Annotated in this window: 17 protein-coding genes and 2 pseudogenes; 12 read left to right on the top strand and 7 right to left on the bottom strand. The window is 60.3% G+C overall.

What is annotated here, in order from left to right; genetic code table 11:
* The coding region (locus tag C9413_RS14300) for a transposase (RefSeq protein WP_246703756.1) at positions 1-148 on the bottom strand (148 nt) is incomplete at its 3' end.
* 68 nt (positions 149-216) lie between these two features.
* Positions 217-663 carry a host attachment family protein gene (locus C9413_RS14295; RefSeq protein ID WP_039844393.1) on the bottom strand — a complete coding sequence of 149 codons (447 nt, stop codon included), beginning with the start codon at positions 661-663 and terminating at the stop codon, positions 217-219.
* Positions 664-932: 269 nt separating this feature from the next.
* Here C9413_RS14295 and C9413_RS14290 point away from each other — a divergent pair, with 269 nt between their 5' ends.
* A complete protein-coding gene (locus C9413_RS14290) occupies positions 933-1,340 on the top strand; it encodes a pilus protein PilZ (protein ID WP_022714614.1) in 408 nt (135 codons plus the stop codon).
* 93 nt (positions 1,341-1,433) lie between these two features.
* Positions 1,434-2,546: a pyridoxal phosphate-dependent aminotransferase gene (locus tag C9413_RS14285; RefSeq protein ID WP_039846690.1), complete on the top strand. Its 1,113-nt coding sequence runs from the start codon at positions 1,434-1,436 to the stop codon at positions 2,544-2,546.
* Between the two features lie 133 nt (positions 2,547-2,679).
* Here the strand turns inward: C9413_RS14285 and C9413_RS14280 are convergent, their stop codons facing one another.
* Positions 2,680-2,946 (bottom strand): sel1 repeat family protein, encoded by a 267-nt coding sequence (locus tag C9413_RS14280; RefSeq protein WP_022714612.1) that lies wholly within the window; start codon positions 2,944-2,946, stop codon positions 2,680-2,682.
* 442 nt (positions 2,947-3,388) lie between these two features.
* On the opposite strand from C9413_RS14280, the gene C9413_RS14275 reads away from it, so the two are divergent.
* On the top strand, positions 3,389-3,727 hold the full coding sequence (locus C9413_RS14275; RefSeq protein WP_039846689.1) for a DUF2147 domain-containing protein: 339 nt from the start codon (positions 3,389-3,391) through the stop codon (positions 3,725-3,727).
* A 466-nt stretch (positions 3,728-4,193) separates the two neighbouring features.
* Here the strand turns inward: C9413_RS14275 and C9413_RS14270 are convergent, their stop codons facing one another.
* Positions 4,194-4,895 (bottom strand): glutathione S-transferase N-terminal domain-containing protein, encoded by a 702-nt coding sequence (locus tag C9413_RS14270; RefSeq protein ID WP_039844392.1) that lies wholly within the window; start codon positions 4,893-4,895, stop codon positions 4,194-4,196.
* A 163-nt stretch (positions 4,896-5,058) separates the two neighbouring features.
* Between C9413_RS14270 and C9413_RS14265 the strand changes: the two genes are divergently transcribed.
* The gene (locus tag C9413_RS14265; protein ID WP_167363805.1) at positions 5,059-5,229 is read left to right on the top strand and encodes a hypothetical protein; all 171 of its coding nucleotides are present in this window, start codon (positions 5,059-5,061) and stop codon (positions 5,227-5,229) included.
* 65 nt (positions 5,230-5,294) lie between these two features.
* Positions 5,295-6,800, top strand: a complete 1,506-nt coding sequence (locus tag C9413_RS14260; protein WP_039844391.1) for an AMP nucleosidase — start codon at positions 5,295-5,297, stop codon at positions 6,798-6,800.
* A gap of 6 nt (positions 6,801-6,806) precedes the next feature.
* Here the strand turns inward: C9413_RS14260 and C9413_RS14255 are convergent, their stop codons facing one another.
* On the bottom strand, positions 6,807-7,025 hold the full coding sequence (locus tag C9413_RS14255) for a hypothetical protein (RefSeq protein WP_039844390.1): 219 nt from the start codon (positions 7,023-7,025) through the stop codon (positions 6,807-6,809).
* 154 nt (positions 7,026-7,179) lie between these two features.
* Here C9413_RS14255 and C9413_RS14250 point away from each other — a divergent pair, with 154 nt between their 5' ends.
* The 4 genes and pseudogenes from C9413_RS14250 to C9413_RS14235 all read left to right on the top strand — a co-directional run bounded on the left by C9413_RS14250 (position 7,180) and on the right by C9413_RS14235 (position 9,515).
* Positions 7,180-7,530 carry a YciI family protein gene (locus C9413_RS14250; protein ID WP_039846688.1) on the top strand — a complete coding sequence of 117 codons (351 nt, stop codon included), beginning with the start codon at positions 7,180-7,182 and terminating at the stop codon, positions 7,528-7,530.
* Between the two features lie 11 nt (positions 7,531-7,541).
* Complete coding sequence (locus C9413_RS14245; protein ID WP_039844389.1) at positions 7,542-7,901, top strand: YciI family protein; 360 nt, start codon at positions 7,542-7,544, stop codon at positions 7,899-7,901.
* A 4-nt stretch (positions 7,902-7,905) separates the two neighbouring features.
* Positions 7,906-8,267: pseudogene (locus C9413_RS14240) on the top strand (YciI family protein).
* Positions 8,268-8,270: 3 nt separating this feature from the next.
* On the top strand, positions 8,271-9,515 hold the full coding sequence (locus C9413_RS14235) for an RNA polymerase sigma factor (RefSeq protein WP_039844388.1): 1,245 nt from the start codon (positions 8,271-8,273) through the stop codon (positions 9,513-9,515).
* Here the strand turns inward: C9413_RS14235 and C9413_RS14230 are convergent.
* Complete coding sequence (locus tag C9413_RS14230; RefSeq protein WP_170250572.1) at positions 9,483-10,445, bottom strand: lysylphosphatidylglycerol synthase domain-containing protein; 963 nt, start codon at positions 10,443-10,445, stop codon at positions 9,483-9,485. The two genes, C9413_RS14235 and C9413_RS14230, sit on opposite strands and share 33 nt — an antisense overlap.
* Before the next feature lie 74 nt (positions 10,446-10,519).
* Between C9413_RS14230 and C9413_RS14225 the strand changes: the two genes are divergently transcribed.
* Both C9413_RS14225 and C9413_RS14220 read left to right on the top strand, forming a co-directional pair.
* On the top strand, positions 10,520-11,533 hold the full coding sequence (locus C9413_RS14225; RefSeq protein WP_039844386.1) for a glycosyltransferase family 2 protein: 1,014 nt from the start codon (positions 10,520-10,522) through the stop codon (positions 11,531-11,533).
* Positions 11,534-11,659: 126 nt separating this feature from the next.
* Positions 11,660-13,168, top strand: a complete 1,509-nt coding sequence (locus C9413_RS14220) for a glycosyltransferase family 39 protein (protein ID WP_052451495.1) — start codon at positions 11,660-11,662, stop codon at positions 13,166-13,168.
* On the opposite strand, the gene C9413_RS14215 is transcribed toward C9413_RS14220, so the two are convergent.
* Positions 13,165-14,532: an aspartate aminotransferase family protein gene (locus C9413_RS14215; RefSeq protein ID WP_039844385.1), complete on the bottom strand. Its 1,368-nt coding sequence runs from the start codon at positions 14,530-14,532 to the stop codon at positions 13,165-13,167. The two genes, C9413_RS14220 and C9413_RS14215, sit on opposite strands and share 4 nt — an antisense overlap.
* An 83-nt stretch (positions 14,533-14,615) precedes the next feature.
* On the opposite strand from C9413_RS14215, the pseudogene C9413_RS14210 reads away from it, so the two are divergent.
* Positions 14,616-15,175, top strand: a pseudogene (locus C9413_RS14210) (glutamine synthetase); the annotation flags it as partial.

The following is a 15,175-nucleotide window of genomic DNA, read 5'->3' as shown; positions in this document are numbered from 1 at the left end:
GGATGTTGATTGCAGCATTGTGGTCGGCATGGGCGCGCAAGCGGCATTGGCAACAGCGGAAAGATGCTTGGCTTTCGCGGCTTTCCCCGTCCACGGGCCCGCAGGCCGAACAGGTCTGCGAGGTGTGGCGGGGATCGACCTTGCGCAGGTATCCACGGCGGGCAAAGACGGAAAAAGCGCGAGCCTTTTGCCCGCGCTCTTCTTGCGGAGATACGATCAGGCGGCCAGGCGGCGCTCGATCTCATCAACCGGCATGTTAGTATAATCCTTGGGGACTTCCGCGGAGATGGCCGCCTGCGCTTCGGCGCTCAGGTTCGGCCTCAAAGTACCGAGCGCCTTGGGCGGCGCAACCAGGATGATGCGGCTACCGTTCCTTTCACGGACCAGCTTATCCAACTTCGCGGCGATCCGCCTCAGAAACTCGGCTTCCGCCTGCTCCTGCCAGTCTGTTTGCTCCATGGCGCTGCCGCTCGTGCCGTCCGGAGCATGGGCCCGTCCTGGCTTATCGGTGCCGAGTTCGCGGGTGGGCTCGCTGGGTTGGCTCAGCGTTTCATGCACCTGCAGGTTCATGAGAAGCGCATTGCCTGCATTGCGCATGATCAAAGCCTTCGCACCATCACAGACCACGACCCATGATTCCCACGGCACTTTGATGTCAGCCATTTTCGTTTCCTCTTAAGTGATAATCGAAGCGAAATGCTTCATCGACAGAGGCAAAACGTACAGTAATTGAAAGAGTTCGGAGGGTCCACGGATAAATCGATTCGCAGAGGTGATCCGATGCCTGAACGAATGAAATCAGGCATATGCACTTAAAACAAAATTAGCTTTCATTAAAATTATTTCGATCCGTTTGACGAATGCGAAAAACATTCATGTGACGCTATGCGACAACAGGGCCAGGATGAGCTTGGCCCAAGGAGAGCCGCGTCATGTCCATGCTCCGAGCAACCCATCTTGCTACGGTCAGATCGGAAGTTTACGACGTACGCTGGGAACAGTTCAACGTGCGGCGCCCGGCCCGCATCGTCGCCGTGCGCCCGTGCCTGACCGGCATCTCGCTTCGAAGCGCGGAGATCCTGGATATTTCCCGCGGCGGCGCCACCTTCGTCGTCTCGTCGGCGGCCGGGCTGCCGAAACACTACTATCTCAATATTCTCGGCCTTGCCTATCGCATCGGCTGCGCGGAGGTCCACCGCAACAACGAGCGCATCGGTGTCCGCTTCATCAACACGCTGGACCCCGAAGTGCTTCGGCGCGTCGTGCGCGCCGACTTCATGGCCGGCAATCTCGAAGCGATCGAAGCCTATCGCGCACCGCGTATCGAAAGCAGACCGTAAGCTGCGCGCCCGATAGAATAATCTTCCTTGCCTTGAGGATGGCAGTGCCTATTGTTGGCGCGTTTTTTCATCATCCCGGGAACCTGCATTTCGATGTCCGCCTTCTCGCGTTTCACGCCGCTGGTCAGCGTCCTTCCTTCCACCGTTCCCTTTGTCGGCCCCGAGGCCATCGAGCGCCAGCGTGGCCTCAAGGTCGAGGCCCGCATCGGCGCCAATGAAAACGGCTTCGGCCCCGCGCCCTCCGTGCTTGCCGCGATGCGCGAGCAGGCCGGCGATATCTGGAAATACAACGATCCGGAGAACTTCGATCTCCGCGAGGCGCTGGCTGCCCATCTCGGCGTGACGGCTGCCAATATCGCGATCGGCGGCGGCATCGACGAACTCCTCGGCCAGATCGTCCGCATGGTGATCGAACCGAAAATGCCGGTCGTCACGTCACTCGGCGGCTATCCGACCTTCAATTTCCACGTCGCAGGCTTCGGCGGACGGCTGGTGACGGTGCCCTACGTCAACGACCGCGAGGATCTCTCCGGCCTGCTCGATGCGGTGAAGCGCGAAAGCGCCCCGCTCGTTTACTTCGCCAATCCGGACAATCCTATGGGAAGCTGGTGGGATGCCGACAGGATCGTCGCCTTCGCCCGCGCCCTTCCGGAAACCTGCCTGCTGGTGCTCGACGAGGCCTACAGCGAAACCGGCCCTGCCGGCTCACTTCCCCCGATCGAGGCGCTGATCGGCCTGCCGAACGTCGTGCGCACCCGTACCTTCTCGAAGGCCTATGGTCTCGCCGGGGCACGCGTCGGCTATGCCATCTCGACGCCCGGCACGGCGCTGGCCTTCGACAAGATCAGGAACCACTTCGGCATGAACCGGCTGGCGACGGCGGCGGCACTTGCCGCGCTCAAGGATCAGGCCTATCTCGCCGAGGTCGTCGGCAATATCCATGCCGCGCGCGAACGCATAGCCTCGATCGCCCGCGCCAACCAGCTTTCGCCGCTGCCGTCGGCCACGAACTTCGTCGCAATCGACGCCGGACGCGACGGTACCCATGCCCGCTCAATCGTCGACGGTCTGATGCAGCACGGCGTCTTCATCCGCATGCCGGGTGTCGCGCCGCTCAACCGCTGCGTCCGCGTCAGCGTCGGGCCGGAGCGGGATATGGCCCGCTTCGAGGAAGCCCTGCCCGAGGTTCTTCGCTTGCTGGACTAAATGGAAAAACCGCGCCGGCCTTGTTCCTGCCGGTCGCGGTTTCCGTTCTCCCGGCCCCGTCCAAGGCGCCCCGCCAGTCCCCTCTTTTGAGGTTGTTATTTCTCTCAACTGTTCCTTCGCGCCGGAGACGGTCTCAGTGGACGGTCATCCACTCACGGGCAGCGCGCAGTGCCGCGGCGAGCTGCATCTTGTCCATCGTGGCTGCGACATCGGCGCGAAGTTCGGCAGCGCGGTCGTTGCCCTTGATCGCGGCGATGTTCAACCATTTGTGCGCGGCGACGAGATCAACGTCGCAGCCGCGGCCCGTTGCATACATGAGGCCCATTTCGCAGAAGATATCGGCGTTGTTGTCGCCACCCATGGTGGCCATTTCAGCATTGTGCATTTCAAAGCGTGCCATCGGTTTAATCCCTGTTTTAGTCTGTTATCGACTTGCCCTGTTTTACCTTCCGGGCCCTGCCGTCTATCGCAGCTTTCGGTCCCTTCGGTCCGGCGGGTTTGCCCCGCTCGTTTGATGGATCCACTATGCCGCGACGCTTTCAAAAAACGCCTAAAATGCATGATTAATTTGAGACAAACAAAGTGCAAACGCTTGGTAAAATTGGGTTTTCGTTAAACATCGGAGTCCCTGCACATTAAGGACTTTCCGAACAATTTTACGAAAGATTCACGTTTGAAAATCAACCTTTCGTTCACCACGAAATCAGTCCGCAAAAAGCAAGCCGGAAACAATTCGGCAAGAAAGCACCTTGGAAATCAGCGAAAAAGCAAGGTTGCGGCCTGTTTACCTTTACGTTCGCGTCAGTTATTTTCGCCGCGCTCAGGACATCAGGGAGGAAAGGATGATCCGTACACTTATTCTCGCCGGCGCAATGGCGCTTTCAGCCAACCTTGCTTGCGCGGAGGAGCCGATCGTCGGCAACTGGAAGACCGCCTCGGGCGAAACCGCCCAAATCGCTTCTTGCGGCGGCAGCTACTGCGTGACGCTGAAAACCGGCAAATTCGCGGGCAAGAAGATCGGGACACTTGCCGGCACCGGCGGCACCTATAACGGCGAGATCACCGACCCTAAAAACGACAAGACCTACAGCGGCGAGGGAAGCCTGTCCGGTAATTCGCTGAAGATGAAGGGCTGCGTGCTTAAGGTACTGTGCAAGTCGCAGACCTGGACGCGGCTTTAGAATCAATAGCGGCCGAAATTACTGCACGGGATCGGTCCTATCGGGCCAACGCTCGTGAGGTCTCGCGAGCCTGGTCGTCAGGGCGAAGAAATGCCGGACGGACACTAGCGTGCCCGCATGCAAGAATCGATGACTCAAGATGCCAGAGGATGCGGCTGCGGAGTGTTGCGAGACCGTCACAGCGTTGTTCAGTAGCCAAGGCAGACTGAACAACGCGCGCAACATGGATGACCGCCCTCTCCTTGAAAAACAAACCGATCATCGGCAATTTCGGGAAGAGCGGTTTTTAACTTCGTGTCGATAGGCGGCATCAATTCGCTTCACAAGTTGAGGAACCGTTGCAGCTTTTGACTTTTGCAACATTGCCAAGCGACCCTTCAGCGAACAAGGAAGGCCGCCCCAACAACGTGGTTTAAGCGACCTCGCCTTCAATTCGACATTCAAGCCACACCCTTAGGTGCCGCCTTCAGCGGGCGCGCTGCCCAAAGAGAATCTTCTGCGCTTCCTTGTCCTCGGCGAGATTCGCCTGGCGTTCGCGCTCTTCCTTGCCGACTTCGATACCCCGCACCACCGCCGGGCGCTGATGCATGCGCTCGAACCAGGCCTTGAGGTTCGGAAAATCATTGAGGTTCTGTCCCTGTCGCTCGTAGGGGATCACCCAGCCGATGCAGGCCATGTCGGCGATCGAATAGTCGCCGGCGAGGTAGCCGCGACCCTCCAGCCGCCTGTTCATCACGCCGTAGAGGCGGTTCACTTCGTTCGTGTAGCGGTTGATGCCGTATTCGATCTTTTCCGGCGCATAGCTGCGGAAGTGGTGCGCCTGACCGGCCATCGGGCCGAGGCCGCCGACCTGCCAGAAGAGCCATTCTTCCACCTGCACGCGCGTGCGCTCGTCCTGGGGATAGAACTTGCCGTATTTGCGGCCGAGATATTGGAGAATGGCGCCGGATTCGAAGACGGAGATCGGCGTCCCGCCCGGACCGTCCGGATCGATGATCGCCGGCATGCGGTTGTTCGGCGCGATTTTCAGAAAGTCGGGCGCGAACTGCTCGCCCTTGCCGATGTTGATGTACTTCACCTCGTAGGGAACACCGAGTTCCTCGAGCATGATGCTGATCTTAAAGCCGTTCGGGGTCGGCCAGTAATAAAGTTCGATCGGTGCGGTCATGAAATCTCCTTTGCGGGACTAAACACATAAGTTGCGAAGCGCCGCCTTCAAGCCGTCGACCATTGTGAACGCCAAATGAACCGGAACCTCAGCACCGGTTCAGCCGGCGTGTGGCAAGTCTTATCTCAACGATAAGACGCATATCGGCCCGAGGAACATGGACGTGCTTATTCTTGCAAGACGCTTCACCGTCATCACGCTGTTCGCGGCGGTTTTCGCGATCACATTTTCGGCAGCGGTCGTGCGCGGCGGCGGGGGCGGAGCACAATCGCATTTCGGTGCGAACTACACCTGCCTCAACGTGACCAGCCCCTTCTGCACCGGCGTCCGCTGAACAATTCTCCCGCCGGCCGAAGGCCGCGTCGCTTGCTTGTTAAAAAGGGCAATCTATAATGCGCCATGAGCAAACGAATCTCTCCATTACCTCTTGATATTTCCTCGCCACCTGCTTTTGAACCGCAAAGCTTCGATGATCCAGCGCAGGCCGTCGATGCGCTGACTGCGCTTTACGAACGCAATACCACCTTCCTGATCGACAGTTTTTCGGAGCTTGCCAAGGGCGCACCGATTACCTCGCGCTACCGCGCCTTCTACCCTCAGGTCAGCATCGAGACTACCAGCTTCGGGCATGTCGACTCCCGCCTCTCCTACGGGCATGTGACGGCCCCGGGCGTCTATACGACGACCGTCACCCGGCCGAAGCTTTTCCGTCACTACCTGAAGGAACAGCTGGCGCTCTTGATGAGGAGCCATAACGTTCCGATCGTCGTGTCCGAGTCCTCGACACCGATCCCTTTGCATTTCGCCTTCGGCGAGGGCGCGCATGTCGAAGCGTCCGCCTCGACCTTCATCGACATCCCGATGCGCGACCTCTTCGACACCCCGGACCTCAATACGACCGACGACGAGATCGCCAACGGAGAATATATCCCGCCGCCGGGCGAGCCCTCGCCGCTTGCCGCTTTCACGGCGCAGCGCACCGATTATTCGCTCGCCCGCCTTGCCCACTACACAGCAACGAGCGCGCAGCACTTCCAGAATTTCGTGCTTTTCACGAATTACCAGTTCTATATGGACGAGTTCTGCGCCTGGGCGCGCGCGACGATAGCCAAGGGCGGCGGCGAAGACGGTTATACGGCCTTCGTCGAGCCGGGCAACATCATCACTCACGCCGGATCGTGCCAGCCGGAAACCGATGCCACGGCCCCGCGCTTGCCGCAGATGCCTGCTTATCACCTGAAGAAAAAGGGCCATGCAGGGATCACCATGATCAATATCGGCGTCGGTCCCTCCAACGCAAAGACGATCACCGACCACGTGGCCGTCCTGCGCCCACATGCCTGGCTGATGCTTGGCCACTGCGCCGGGTTGCGCAACAGCCAGCGACTCGGCGACTATGTCCTGGCGCACGCCTATATGCGCGAGGATCATGTTCTCGACGACGACCTACCGGTCTGGGTGCCGATCCCCGCGCTTGCCGAAGTGCAGGTGGCGCTGGAAGCAGCCGTCGCCGAAATCACCGGCTACGAAGGCTTCGAGCTGAAGCGCATCATGCGCACCGGCACCGTCGGTACGATCGACAACCGCAACTGGGAACTACGCGACCAGCGCGGCCCTGTGAAGCGGCTCTCCCAGGCGCGTGCCATCGCGCTCGACATGGAATCGGCAACGATCGCGGCCAACGGCTTCCGCTTCCGTGTGCCCTACGGCACGCTTCTTTGCGTTTCCGACAAGCCGCTGCATGGCGAGCTGAAACTGCCGGGCATGGCGACTGCATTCTATCGAACACAGGTCAACCAGCACCTGCAGATCGGCATCCGCGCCATCCAGAAGCTTGCGGCAATGCCGCCGGAGGCACTGCATTCCCGCAAGCTTCGCAGCTTCTTCGAGACGGCCTTCCAGTAGGCCGTTTCAATTCGCTTCTGCCACCGCGCTATCCGCAACCATTTGCGGGTCGTCATGGCGTGCGGCCGCAATCTGCAGTCCTGTGATGACCGCTGCAAACACCGCAAAGGCAACCACCATCCGCCCAAGAAACTGGCCAATATCTGTGCCGTAAAGCTCATCGCGAGGCTGCTCCGTGCGGCGCGCCCAGATGAGGCTTGCAATGGCGACTTCCAGAACTCCCATGTCCTTCACTCCTTCAATGTTATCGATGGAGCTTTGTCGAATGCGCGCCGCTGATTTCGACAGTCCGGGCGAACAAAATTTTTTTCTTTGCTGTCGAATTCAGCCTAGTCTCTTCGTCAACATGCAGTCAGAGGCAGCCCGCAGGAAGCAAGCGATGAAATATCTGTGTCAGGTGTGGTTCGAGCCATCCGTGCTCGAGCGCATGAGGAACGAGGAGAGGAAGAAGCTCGACAGGGATTCGCTCGGTTATGATGAGGACCTCGTCGAAAGCGGCCACATGATCCACGCCGAGGCTCTACAATCGCCGAAAAGTGCAGTCACCATCCGTGTCCGCAATGGTGAGGTGTCGGTGACAGATGGCCCCTATGCCGAGACGAAGGAACAACTCGGCGGCTTCATCCTGATCGAGGCCAGCGATCTGAATGATGCGATCCGTGTCGCAGCCGGCATTCCACTGGCAAAGCTCGGCAGCATTGAAGTCCGTCCTGTCTACACGTTCGGCTGAGGAAGCACGCCATGAAATTTCTTTGCCAGGTCTGGTTCGATACCGAAAAAAGCAAGCTGGTTCCGCAGGAAGAATGGGAGGCGCTGACCCAGGAATGCATCGTCAGTGACGATCTCTGGCGCGAGCGCGGTTTCCTCCAGGTTGCGCTTGCGCTGCGCGAGCCGGCGTCAGCCGTCACCCTGCACATCCGCAAGGGCACGACGGTTGCCACCGATGGTCCTTTCGCAGAAATCAAGGAGCACCTCGGCGGCTTCGTATTGCTCGATGCCAGAGACATGGATGAAGCGAAATCGATCGTTTCGACCTTCCCGATCCTGAAATATGCCTCTGTCGAGATCCGCCCTGCCTATTCCATCAAAGGCGCAGAGTAGGTCGATGCGTTATCTTTGCCTGATCTACAATTCCGCAGACGTTGACCGCACGCTGACGCCGAGGGAGACTGGCGAACGCGTCAGAGCGCATTTCAGCTTCGACGAAGGGCTGCGCCGCAACGGCATCATGATCCACTCCGATGCGCTTGAAATGCCGGAGAAAGCAACCGTGCTGCGGGTCCGCAACAATGCACTGCAGGCGAGCGATGGGCCTTATGTCGAAACCAAGGAGCATCTTGCGGGTTTCTACGTGATCCAAGCACCGGACGATGCAGCGGCGAAGGAGATTGCCGCACGCATCCCCTCCGCACGTGTCGGCGCGCCGTGGAGCTGCGTTCGGTGCGGATACTCACTTTACCGGAGTAGCATTTGGAGAAACTGATCGAGGACATCTACCGGTCGCAATCGAGACGGGTGCTGGCAACTCTCATCCGCCTGCTCGGCGATTTCGACCGGGCGGAGGAGGCCCTGCACGACGCTTTTGCGGCGGCCGCGCGCGCATGGCCACGCGATGGCGTTCCCGGCAATCCTTTTTCATGGCTCGTTTCCACCGGCCGCCACAAGGCAATCGACCATATCCGGCGGCGTTCGCGCTTCGATGCGTCGCTAAAAGACATCGAGGACAGCCTATACGGCGAGGCCGACGCTACCGAGATCGGCGACATGGAGCTTATCGGCGACGACATGCTGCGGCTGATCTTCACCTGCTGCCATCCGGCCATTCCATCCGACGCGCAGATGGCAATGGCGCTGCGCGAAGTCTGCGGCCTGACGACCGAGGAAATCGCCCACGCATTCCTCGTTCCGGCCCCGACCGTCGCACAGCGGATCGTGCGGGCAAAGATCAAGATACGTTCCGACCGCATCCCGTACGAAGTTCCGGACCTCGACGAACTGCCGGAGCGCCTCGATCGCGTGCTACACGTCATCTACCTCGTCTTCAACGAAGGGTATTCGGCTTCTTGGGGCACAGAAGTGGTACGGGCGGACCTGACGGCCGAGGCGATCCGGCTGGCGCGGCTGGTGGCGGACTTACTGCCGCACCCCGATGTCGAGGGCCTGCTGGCGCTGATGCTGCTGCAGGACTCTCGCGGGCTGGCGCGCTGCGCTGAGGACCGCAGCTTGACCCTGCTTGCAGAGCAGGACCGATCGACCTGGGATCGCAGGAAGATAGAAGAAGGCCTGGACCTTTTGCAGCGGGCGATGGAACCTAGCGAGGTCGGCCTCTACACTGTCCAGGCCGCCATCGCCGCCGAACATGCCAAGGCCGCAACGCCGCAGGCAACGGATTGGCCGCGCATCGCTGCCTATTACGATCTGCTGATTACGGCGCAGCCCTCGCCGATCGTCGAACTCAATCGCGCAGTGGCGATCGCAATGTCGGAAGGGCCGCAGAGAGGGCTTGAGATCATCGACGGCATCCTGGCATCCGGAAAGCTCGGCACCTATCACCTTGCCCATGCCGCACGCGCCGATTTCCTGCGCCAGCTCGGCCGACCGGCGGAGGCGATCACCGCCTATGAACGCGCGCTGTCCCTTTGTCAGCAGGGGCCCGAGCTGGCTTTCCTGCGCAAGAGGATATCAGAGCTGACGGCGGCGCCCGAGGGGCAGTGAGATTGCTGTTCCCGTCAAGGCGGAGACGATGATCAACAGATGTGCGTTGATGCTTGCCTGCGCCAGGGCTGCAAGCGCCGCCTTTCCGCCCGGTGCGCCCAAGGCAATGGCGCCTGCGGTAATGCCGGCGGGATAGGTGCCAACGCCGCCCGGCGCATGGACCGGCAGAACCGACGAAAGCTCGCCGCCGAGCGCGCCGCCGAAGCTCGCCGTGAGTGGCCAAACGCCCATGAGGCTGAGCGCCCAGGCGAGCACGACGACCTTCACCAGCCAGTTCACCGCCGTCAAGGCCCAGGCCCGTGCGAAGGCTGAGGCATTTGCGGGCAGGCCGTTTTCGATCTCCGACAGGAAGCCTTGCGCCTTGGCGGGAAAGAGCCGGAAGCCCAAGCGAAGCAATGGCTTGCGGATCAGGAAAGCGGTGATCGGCAAGAACAGGAATGCGGCCCATAAAAACCAGGCCGGAACGGCGTTCGGGGAAGCTGCCGCAAATCCGATGCCGGCTGCGGCAAGCAGCGCGTGCAGATCGAGGAGACGCATGACAAGCAGGGCAGAGGTTGCCCGCGTCAACGCAATGCCGAATTCTGCGCGCATGAGAACCGGAAAGCTCGTCTCCCCGGTGCGAAACGGCATCATGATATTGAGCAGGTTATGGACCTGCGTCACCCGGAAAAGCGTGCCGAAACTGCCCGCCGTCTCCCGCGGGAAGTAATCGAGAATACGCCACGTCCGCAGGAAATAGGTACTGGTCAATAATGCAAGAGCGACAAGGATCGGCATCACGCCGACGGCCGCCCATTGGGCGATGATGGCCGACCATCCCCAGAACCACTCGATGAAAGATGCATAGGCTGCGACGATTACGACCGTCAGCAGTGTCATGCGATTGCGCCCGAACCAGGATTGTCGGCTGGCGCCAACAGGAGAGTTCATGTACTAGGCTTCCTGACTTCAGCGGTCAAAACGCCGCTCGACTGGCCGTCACGGCCTTTTAGGAGCAATAACAGTTGCAGACAACGTCAGAGTCGCTGCAAAGCGCAAATGATCTAACGCAGTCGCTCGAACTTTCGCTTGTGGTGCCGGTCTTCAACGAGCAAGAAAGCGTCGGCCCGCTCGTCGAACGCATCTGCGATGCGATGGTCGCCTATCCTCATCGGTGGGAGCTTATCCTGATCGATGACGGCAGTACGGATGCCACGCTCGTCAATGCCCGCAAATATCTGGGGCGTGAAGGGCTGGCGCTCAGGATCGTGGAGTTGCAGCGCAACTTCGGCCAGACCGCGGCGATGCAGGCCGGCATCGACACGGCGCAAGGCCGGCTGATTGCAACGATGGACGGCGACCTGCAGAATGATCCGAAAGACATTCCTTCGATGATTTCCGAACTCGAGCGCCGTGAACTCGATCTCCTGGTCGGCTGGCGCAAGAACCGCAAGGACGGCCTGCTGCTGCGCAAGATTCCCTCATGGTGCGCCAACTATCTGATCGGCCGCATCACCGGCGTGAAGCTGCACGACTATGGCTGCAGCCTGAAGATCTACCGCGCCTCCATCATCAAGCAGGTGAAGCTGATGGGCGAAATGCACCGCTTCATCCCCGCCTGGGTCGCCGGCGTCGTCCCGAGTTCGCGCATCGGCGAAGTGGCCGTCACGCACCATGCTCGCCAGCACGGCCAGTCGAAATACGGCATCTCGCGAACCTTCCGCGTTATCCTCGACCTGCTGTCGGTGATGTTCTTCATGCGCTACAAGGCGCGGCCTGGCCATTTCTTCGGCTCGCTCGGCCTTGGCCTTGGAGCGCTCGCAACGCTGATCCTGCTTTACCTGTTCTTCGACAAGTTCATTCTGGGCAACGATATCGGTACCCGTCCGATGCTCATGGTCGGCGTCGTGCTGCTGCTCTCGTCCGTGCAGTTGATCACGACTGGCATTCTGGCCGAGATGATTGCCCGCACCTACTATCGCGACGACGCTTCGCCTAATTACATCGTGCGGCAGATTTTCGATGGAAGCGACGTTTGAGAGGCGGCGGGAAAGCTCGCTGCGGCATCGAACCGGACGCGATCGGCTCACTGGCGCTCCCGTACCCCCTCGGCAAGAGCGGCAACACCTTTGCGCTTGGCTATGTCTGGTTTGAACGGAAATGAAATGAACGTGGACGTGGACAAGGCCCGCAACGTCGACATGCGGTGGTTTTTCGCTGTGCTTGCCGCATATTTTCTCATACAGGTCGCCGTTCGCGTGGCGATGCCGCCGACACTCGGGCTCGACGAAGCCGAGCAGGCCTTCCGCTCGCAATGGCTTGCCGCCGGTTATGGCCCGCAGCCGCCTTTCTATAACTGGCTGCAATATGCCGCCTTTTCGATTAGCGGTGTCTCGCTGCTTTCGCTTGCCGTCGTCAAGAATGCGCTGCTCTTCACATCCTACGTTATTTACGGCCTGACGGCACGGATGATCCTGAAGAACAGCGTGCTGGCGGTGGTCGCAACGCTCGGACTCCTGACGCTTCCGCAGGTCGCATTCGAAATGCAGCGCGACCTGACCCATACGGTCGCGGTGTTTTTCGCCGGCTGCGTCTTCCTCTACGGATTTATCCGATCGCTCAAGAAGCCGGATGTGCTCTCATATCTCGTGACCGGCATCGGCATCGGCATCGGCCTGCTGTCCAAATACAATTTCGCCCTTCTGCCCGCTTCGGCGCTCTTGGCGGCACTGCTCGATCCGCAGATGCGCAAGCGCGTCTTCGACTGGCGCATGGCCTTGACCGCAATCACCGCCCTCGTCATCGCACTACCGCATCTCTTCTGGCTGAAGGACAATCTCGGTTTCGCAACGGCCCGGACACTGAAAAAGCTGACCGACGGCGGCAATGCGAGCTACGTCGTGCAGGTCGCCATGGGTTCAGGGTTGCTCGTTCTGGCAGTGATTGGCTTTTGCGCGGTCACGTTGCTTGTCTTCGCGTTCGCGTTCGGCAAGCCGTTTCTCTCGGCCGTCTCCGGCAGGTCGCAGTGGACACAGCTCCTTGAGCGCATTATGCTTTTTTCCATCCTTGGCATCCTGCTTCTCGTCATTTTCGGCGGAGCGGCCCATATCAAGGATCGCTGGCTGGTGCCGCTCTTCTTCATCTTCCCGCTTTATCTTTGCCTGAAGATCGAGGCATCGAATGTTGCGGTTTCAAATCCATTGCGCCGCCTCGTACCGGTCGTTGCGATAATCATGATCGCCGTTCCGACTATTCTCTTCGGACGCATTGCAGCTGCCACTTTGAACGGCGATTACGAGCGTTTGAACGTTCCCTACGCCCAGCTCGCAGCAGCGCTCCGGCAACAGGGCGAGCCTGCCGCTATTCTCGCGGAAGGCAGCCTGCTTGCGGGGAATTTGCGGAAGGACTTTGTTCCGGCGACCGTGATTTCGACGGACTATCCAGGGTTCAAGCCTACGGTCTCGATCTCGAAGGAGCGCCCGCTACTCGTGGTCTGGCAGCTGAGCACTGCACAAGGCAATGCCCTGCCCGCCAAAGCGGCCGAGTGGCTAAGATCGGTGCCGGAGCTCGGCAGTATCGCGCCCGAGGTTTCGACGATCGAGGTTCCGTATTACTACGCCCGCAACAGCGATTCCTATCGTTTCGGCTACGCGTGGGTCGCGCCCGCGGATTAGATTTTCAGTTCCTTCCACGCCGCATCCAGCGCGATCCTCGCGATCCGCGCCATCTCGTCCACCTCATCATGAGTGATGACAAGTGGCGGAGACGCCAGCATGCGGTCGCCGGTGGCCCGCAGCACGAGGCCGTTCGCGAGTGCATGGTTGCGGACGAGCGCTCCGACCGCGTCCGCCTTTTCGAATCGGGTGCGCGTCTTCTTATCGGCAGTGAGCTGCAGGCCGCCCATCAGGCCGATGCTCACCGCTTCGCCAACGAGGTCATGGTCGCCGAGAGCGCCCCAGGCTTTGGCAAAGTAAGGACCGATGTCGCCGCGGACACGCTCGACCAGCTTTTCGTCCTCGATGATGCGCAGGTTCTCCAGCGCCGCGGCAGCGCAGACCGGATGGCCGGAATAGGTGAAGCCGTGGTTGAAGTCGCCGACCTCGTTGATCAGCACATCAGCGATGCGAGCGCTGACCAAAACGCCGCCGATCGGCAGGTAGCCCGATGAGAGACCCTTGGCGATCGGCGCCATGTCGGGCTCGACGCCGAAATGCTGATGACCGAACCATTCGCCGAGACGGCCGAAGCCGCAGATGACTTCGTCGGCAACGAGCAGGATGTTGCGCGCCTTGCAGATGCGGTCGATCTCCGGCCAATAGGTATTAGGCGGGATGATGACGCCCGCCGCACCCTGCACCGGCTCTGCGACGAAAGCGGCGACATTCTCCTCGCCGAGCTCATCGATCGCAGCCTCCAGTTCGCGGGCCACCTTAAGGCCGAATTCGGCGAGCGAGAGGTCGCCGCCCTCGCCGTACCAATATGGCTGGCCGATATGAATGATGCCGGGAATCGGCAGGTCGCCCTGCTCGTGCATATATTTCATGCCGCCGAGGCTGGCACCGGCAACCGTCGAGCCGTGGTAGCCGTTCTTGCGGGCGATCACGATCCTCTTCGAAGGCTTGCCGACCGCACTCCAATAGACGCGCGCCATGCGGAACCAGGTATCGTTGGCCTCTGAGCCGGAGCCGGTGAAGAAGACATGGTTGAAGCGCGGGCCGGCATGCGCTGTTACCTTTTCCGCAAGCAGCGTCGTCGGCGTGCTCGTGGTGCCGAAGAAGGTGTTGTAGTAAGGCAGCTCGTTCATCTGCCGCGCGACGGCATCGGTGATTTCCTTGCGGGCGTAGCCGATATTGACGCACCAGAGCCCGGCAAAACCATCCAGATACTTCTTGCCGTGGTTGTCAAAGATGTAGACGCCCTCGCCGCGCTGGATGATGCGCGTGCCGTCGGCATTCAGCTTCTTCATGTCGGAAAAGGGATGCAGATGGTGGGCGGCATCGATGGCGGCGAGATTTGAGCGCTGGTAAGTATCGGACATGATTCGCAAAACACCTGCGGAGATTGAAAGGGCCGTCTCAATGAGCTACGACCTTGGCCTTGTCCGAGGGGATTTTCAAGATCATGACGGCCGACATCGTCCATGGCAAAGCTGCGACAGGCGAACCGAGGATCGAAATCCTGCTGGTCGGCATGAACGGGGATTTGCGCGGCAAGCAGATCCCGCTGGATGCCCAGAAGAAAATCTGGGAAGGCGAGGTGCGTCTCCCCTGCTCGACGCAGTCGCTCGATATCTGGGGCGACGATAATGACGACATCACCGGCCTGTCGCTGACGATTGGCGATCCGGACGGCAATTGCATCGCCGACGAGCGCAGCCTTGCGCCGATGCCCTGGGCGGCGCCGGAAGGCTCCATGCAGGTGCTGGCGACGATGCACGAATTCGACGGCAGCCCGAGCTTCATGGATCCGCGAGCGATCCTCGCAGCGGTGCTGAAGCGCTACGAAGAGCGCGGCCTCACGCCGGTCGTCGCGACGGAACTCGAATTCTATGTGATGGAACAGGACTGGCGCGATACCGGCCGTCCCTCGCCGCCGAAAAGCCTCACCTATCGCGGCGAGCCGAACGGTTTCCAGCTCTTCTACACATCTGACGCTGCCGCCGAGCGACACGAGGCATACCA

Origin of the sequence: Rhizobium sp. SEMIA 4085, from assembly GCF_013004495.1 — a bacterium.
Lineage (GTDB): Bacteria > Pseudomonadota > Alphaproteobacteria > Rhizobiales > Rhizobiaceae > Rhizobium > Rhizobium gallicum.
This window is presented reverse-complemented; position numbering and strand designations above follow the sequence as displayed.

Bases quoted from the DNA above. Each gene is read 5' to 3' on its own strand.
- C9413_RS14295 (WP_039844393.1), bottom strand. From the start codon at position 663: ATGGCTGACATCAAAGTGCCGTGGGAATCATGGGTCGTGGTCTGTGAT.
- C9413_RS14290 (WP_022714614.1), top strand. From the start codon at position 933: ATGTCCATGCTCCGAGCAACCCATCTTGCTACGGTCAGATCGGAAGTT.
- C9413_RS14285 (WP_039846690.1), top strand. From the start codon at position 1,434: ATGTCCGCCTTCTCGCGTTTCACGCCGCTGGTCAGCGTCCTTCCTTCC.
- C9413_RS14280 (WP_022714612.1), bottom strand. From the start codon at position 2,946: ATGGCACGCTTTGAAATGCACAATGCTGAAATGGCCACCATGGGTGGC.
- C9413_RS14275 (WP_039846689.1), top strand. From the start codon at position 3,389: ATGATCCGTACACTTATTCTCGCCGGCGCAATGGCGCTTTCAGCCAAC.
- C9413_RS14270 (WP_039844392.1), bottom strand. From the start codon at position 4,895: ATGACCGCACCGATCGAACTTTATTACTGGCCGACCCCGAACGGCTTT.
- C9413_RS14260 (WP_039844391.1), top strand. From the start codon at position 5,295: ATGAGCAAACGAATCTCTCCATTACCTCTTGATATTTCCTCGCCACCT.
- C9413_RS14255 (WP_039844390.1), bottom strand. From the start codon at position 7,025: ATGGGAGTTCTGGAAGTCGCCATTGCAAGCCTCATCTGGGCGCGCCGC.
- C9413_RS14250 (WP_039846688.1), top strand. From the start codon at position 7,180: ATGAAATATCTGTGTCAGGTGTGGTTCGAGCCATCCGTGCTCGAGCGC.
- C9413_RS14245 (WP_039844389.1), top strand. From the start codon at position 7,542: ATGAAATTTCTTTGCCAGGTCTGGTTCGATACCGAAAAAAGCAAGCTG.
- C9413_RS14230 (WP_170250572.1), bottom strand. From the start codon at position 10,445: ATGAACTCTCCTGTTGGCGCCAGCCGACAATCCTGGTTCGGGCGCAAT.
- C9413_RS14220 (WP_052451495.1), top strand. From the start codon at position 11,660: ATGAACGTGGACGTGGACAAGGCCCGCAACGTCGACATGCGGTGGTTT.
- C9413_RS14215 (WP_039844385.1), bottom strand. From the start codon at position 14,532: ATGTCCGATACTTACCAGCGCTCAAATCTCGCCGCCATCGATGCCGCC.